We start from the raw sequence: 4,298 nt of genomic DNA on the forward strand, positions 1-4,298 counted from the left end.
TGTCTAATCAGGTTTATCCCATAAATGTTAGTGTTTAATTAACCAGTAACAAGTAAGCAAGTTCCTTGAATTATCAGTAGTAAACCGACGAACAGGAGCTCAAAGGTTCATCAATTTATTTCCAGGAAGTTCTGGAACAAACCTTGGTTTTGCCAGGCGTAATTCTTGGCAACACGCTTTAACTGGGCAATATTGCTCCGAGTCGCATCATCCATTGTGTCATTAGTGATTTGCGGTTGTAGACGCAGGTAACGAGAAACTGTTGCATCCTCAGATTCTAAGCTACCGATCAACTCTTTGGTAATATACCGGTGAATGTCACAAGGAGCATCAAATAGCACTTCAATCAATCGTCCTTGCCATCCCCATTGTCCCAATCCCCAGCCTCTAGCTTTTTCCCAAGGAATGGGGCGGTTGGATTCTCCTGTGCCAATCGAGATGATAGAAATTTCCTTAAGGGAATGATTTAACCGGATCGCTTCAGCTAATGCACAGCTTGAGGGATTATTCGCCCCAACTCCACCATCAATCGCTGAGTAAGTCTTGCTTTGAGTCTTGAGCTGATGGGCTGGAAAATAGGTGGGGGCAGATGCGGAACAGACACAGGCTTCCCACAAGGGAACATGGAAATAATCTTTGTCTTCACGCCAGCTTTTAAATATAATCGGCATCCGACTCATAGTGTCATAGGCTGTGATCAACAGCCGAGGTGAATCGTAGATATCCGACAGCTTGGTCGTCCCAAACTGCTCTTTCATCACCTCAATTAACCCCTGATTGGAGTGTTTAGGAGCAGAAAGACCATACTTAAGGATAACCTTGAGCCGCTTTAGTGAAAAACGGCTGGTGTAGCGGAAAATTCTTTCCCCTTTCTGTTCATAAAGTTTAATCATCTCCCGGCTAGGGATGCCAGTGGCAATGCCGGCAGCCAAAATTGAACCAGTGGAGGTACCTGCAATTAAATCAAAATACTTGTTGAGGGGCTGGTTAATATCTTTTTCCAATTCTGCCAAGATTACTGCTGCAATAACGCCCCGAATACCACCGCCATCTAAGCTGAGTATGCGAAAAGTCATGATCCCCCTAAAAACCCACGATGTTGAATTAATCCTCCTAACTATTGTGACGGGTTCTAGTCACTTCCAGGGTGATCTTACCTCCAAAATCCGGAATTGGGGCACCAGGTTTGCTTAACTGCACCTGGACTTGCTGCACCTGATCGAATTCTAGGATCGCATTAGCAATTTGTACTGCCAATTTTTCGATCAGGGCACATTTTGAGGTTTTAACCAAATGCTTGACAGTATCAATAGTTTGCCGATAATCCATGGTATCGCTAAGGTCATCACTTTCTCCCGCAGGGCTTAGATCTAGCCACATGGTCAGGTCTACTTCAAACCACTGTCCTAGGGTCTGTTCTTCGGGTAGGTAGCCAGTGTAGCCGTAGCAGCGAATATTGCTTAGTTTAATACAGTCCATCATTATGTCAAGTTTTCCCTCATCTATGCTTTATCACCAAGGTAAACGATTGTCCTTAGCGCTACTACTTTGGGTTAATCGCTTTTCAAAGCTAATGTTTAAAAATTAGAATTGCTGGAGTCTTTTACCAGAATTGTTGTCTCAATTCAACCCCTAGCATACAAAGATATCTCTTGCTTGGCTTTCACGCTTCGCTCTATTGGTGCGCGTTCACGCTTGTCGGTAAACCCGACCGGGGTCGCACCGCTGCGTAAGTCCGCTCCTTTATTAGATTTCTACTCAAGCAATCCATGACCAGGGATTTGTGTTTAACAGTTCTAGTCTGTTCCAGTCTCTAAGGATACTGCTGGAGAAAGGGGTTTCCCGATTTGGGGTTCGGTACCTCTAACTATACGCTGAATGTTACTGCGGTGACGGATGATGACATATATGCCAGCAGCAATACCAAATAACTCATAGGCAAGAGGAGCTTTGGTAAGGTACATCAGTAGGGAAACAGCGATCGCACCAGCAATGGAACTGAGAGAGACAATACGAGAAATTGCCAAGACTACTGCAAATACACCTACGGTTCCTAAGCCTACAGGCCAAGACATGGTGAAGATAACACCTATACTGGTGGCAACGGATTTACCTCCGGTGAAGTTTAGCCAAATGGATTTACTATGACCAAAGATAGCAGCAAACGCAGCTAATGCCACTAACCAGGGTTGCCAGGTTAGTGGCAGTAGGGAAACGTCTGTCAGGGTATAAAAGCCATTGACTAGACTAATAGCCGCTACTCCTTTCAAGGCATCAATCAGTAATACCACCACTGCTGGTCCTTTGCCCACAGTTCTCAATATATTGGTGGCACCAGTTGATCCAGAGCCATGCTCGCGAATATCAATATCTTTAAGCCAGCGTCCTGCTAGGTAACCAGTAGGCAGGGAACCTAATAAATAGGCTGAGATGACTAGTAGCCCACTCCAAGTTAAGTTAAGTACCATTGGTGTCATGTTGAAGATTGTGACAAGATCCGGCAAGAATTCCTCGATCACCACCGCGACGGGTAGCTCGGCTGTAACATTGCTAACTGTTTTGATGTAAAGCGCAAGTGGGGGAAACCCCCGTCGGAGCAACTACATCGATTTTTCAGTTCGCTGAACCTCCCGATTGGCAGCAGTTTCGCGCCTGTTTTGCTAAAATTCAAGCCAGTAAACTAAGTAATTCAATAATCGTCATAGGTATACATCTGCCGAGGATCAGGTGCAAAAGCCAACCATAGGGGAAATTGCAATAATGACAAACTGATCTTATCTTCGGTTTCGTCAACAATGATTAACGCTAACTTATCCCGCTTGATCAGTCGTTCCGCTTTTTGAACCAGGGCTATTGGATCTTCAAATAGAACAACTCCCCGTTCTGGACCAAAATCACTGCGGGAGATTCCGAGACAGTCCTGTAATCCTCTACGCCATTCTCCCAGTCGTTCTGGGGTGTTGGCCAGCACAAGAGTACTTAGGCGATTGTCATATAGTGTCCGCAACACGGATATAACCGCTGAGGCAATTAAAACATTTTGTAAGCGGCTGCCCATAGTTTGCAACGCACCACGACCACCTTGGGAAAAAAACCACTGAGACACTTTTTCAGCGTGAATTGGCTCGAAGGTACGACGCAGTTGCCAGGGAGGACCATAATAATCTGGCATTTTGCGATATTGATCCAACAGCTGACGAATTTGTCGGACTTCGTCTTTAAATGCTTGTTCAGCAAATTTTGGGTTGCCTCTGGTCGGGGGTGGTGGGGTTTCTTCTAATTCTGACCGTGGTGCTTCGGTTGGTGGCTGGGAGAGTTCGAGTTGTTCTGCAGCAGCAGCTAGGTCTTGTAAGGAGCCAACCAAATAATCTTTAAAGCCTTGAACTCGAATGGCTAGCTCTTGAGATACACCTGCAAAACTAGTGCGCATTTCTTCACGAATGCGTTCCCGGCGGCGTTCTAGTTGCTCAATAGAAATTTGCAACTTTTGCTTGCGTTGCTCCAGTTCGGTCAGACCTTCAAGTACCATCCGCTCTACAACTGCTTCGGTGCTTCCCAATTCCTTTGAAACCAGTGACTTTTCATGGTTTTGCAGATTGGCAATTCTCTGTCTCAACTCCTGTTCTTTTTGCTCAAGTTCAGCCACAGTTTGAGCTAAGCTAACCATTTTTTTTGCTTGATCTGAAGACTCCCCTAGTTGAATTTCACTAACTTTATCATTCCGATTCGGATCAATCGACTGTGTTGGTTTAGCTTTGTCATGGTCTGATAGGGTCAGAGAAATGGGAGGAAGGTCGGGAGCTTCAGAGTTATCCCTAGGAGTAGCCCTATCCTGATCTGGCCAATTTGACTCCTGTGAATTATCTAATCCCTTAACTGCTTGGTTATTATCTTGCTCTTGTTCTGGGTTTTGTGGGTCTTCGGAATTCATTTAAAGTGATTTATTAATAACTTATTCACTAACTACCTAACCTCTACTCTATACTTTGAGGTAAGTCAGTTATACTTTAGGGCAGCGTTCTTCTAGGCAAGTTCGTAGCAGCTTTGGGTCAAATATAATTGGTAGAAAGTGAATGCTTTTGACTTCTGAAAAATAAAACAAAATCGGTACTGATGTCCAGAAGATTTCCCAGTTTTGCCAATCCTGATAAGGAAAACGCCGGATCAGGGTTTCGGAGCGATAAATATCCAAGGCGGTTTCAGTAAATTGCAGGCGTATGGTTACGGCCTGAAACAACAAGAACAATCCCAACAAAGCGATCGGCGAAGCCGCGCCAAAGGCGATCGCCTTTGGCGCG

At 45.0% G+C, this 4,298-nt stretch carries 5 protein-coding genes; all 5 read right to left on the reverse strand.

All coding sequences use genetic code 11. The annotated features are described in order from the left end of the window. Positions 1-110 precede the first annotated feature (110 nt). Complete coding sequence (locus F6K20_RS26420) at positions 111-1,076, reverse strand: CBASS cGAMP-activated phospholipase (RefSeq protein WP_008178450.1); 966 nt, start codon at positions 1,074-1,076, stop codon at positions 111-113. Between the two features lie 37 nt (positions 1,077-1,113). Further along, entirely contained in the window at positions 1,114-1,479 is a 366-nt protein-coding gene (gene folB, locus F6K20_RS26425; protein ID WP_008178448.1) for a dihydroneopterin aldolase, read from the reverse strand. 317 nt (positions 1,480-1,796) lie between these two features. Then, on the reverse strand, positions 1,797-2,468 hold the full coding sequence (gene plsY / locus F6K20_RS26430; protein WP_044492085.1) for a glycerol-3-phosphate 1-O-acyltransferase PlsY: 672 nt from the start codon (positions 2,466-2,468) through the stop codon (positions 1,797-1,799). A gap of 221 nt (positions 2,469-2,689) precedes the next feature. Next, positions 2,690-3,931, reverse strand: a complete 1,242-nt coding sequence (locus F6K20_RS26435; RefSeq protein WP_008178445.1) for a DUF3086 domain-containing protein — start codon at positions 3,929-3,931, stop codon at positions 2,690-2,692. A gap of 69 nt (positions 3,932-4,000) precedes the next feature. Beyond that, positions 4,001-4,298 (reverse strand): DUF3119 family protein (locus F6K20_RS26440; protein ID WP_287296617.1); only part of this gene is annotated, 298 nt, incomplete at its 5' end.

The organism is Moorena sp. SIO2C4, assembly GCF_010672485.1.
Classification (GTDB): domain Bacteria; phylum Cyanobacteriota; class Cyanobacteriia; order Cyanobacteriales; family Coleofasciculaceae; genus Moorena; species Moorena producens.

Excerpts from the sequence above, each read along its gene's own strand:
- F6K20_RS26420 (WP_008178450.1), bottom strand. The coding sequence starts at position 1,076 with ATGACTTTTCGCATACTCAGCTTAGATGGCGGTGGTATTCGGGGCGTT.
- folB (WP_008178448.1), bottom strand. The coding sequence starts at position 1,479 with ATGGACTGTATTAAACTAAGCAATATTCGCTGCTACGGCTACACTGGC.
- plsY (WP_044492085.1), bottom strand. The coding sequence starts at position 2,468 with ATGGTACTTAACTTAACTTGGAGTGGGCTACTAGTCATCTCAGCCTAT.
- F6K20_RS26435 (WP_008178445.1), bottom strand. The coding sequence starts at position 3,931 with ATGAATTCCGAAGACCCACAAAACCCAGAACAAGAGCAAGATAATAAC.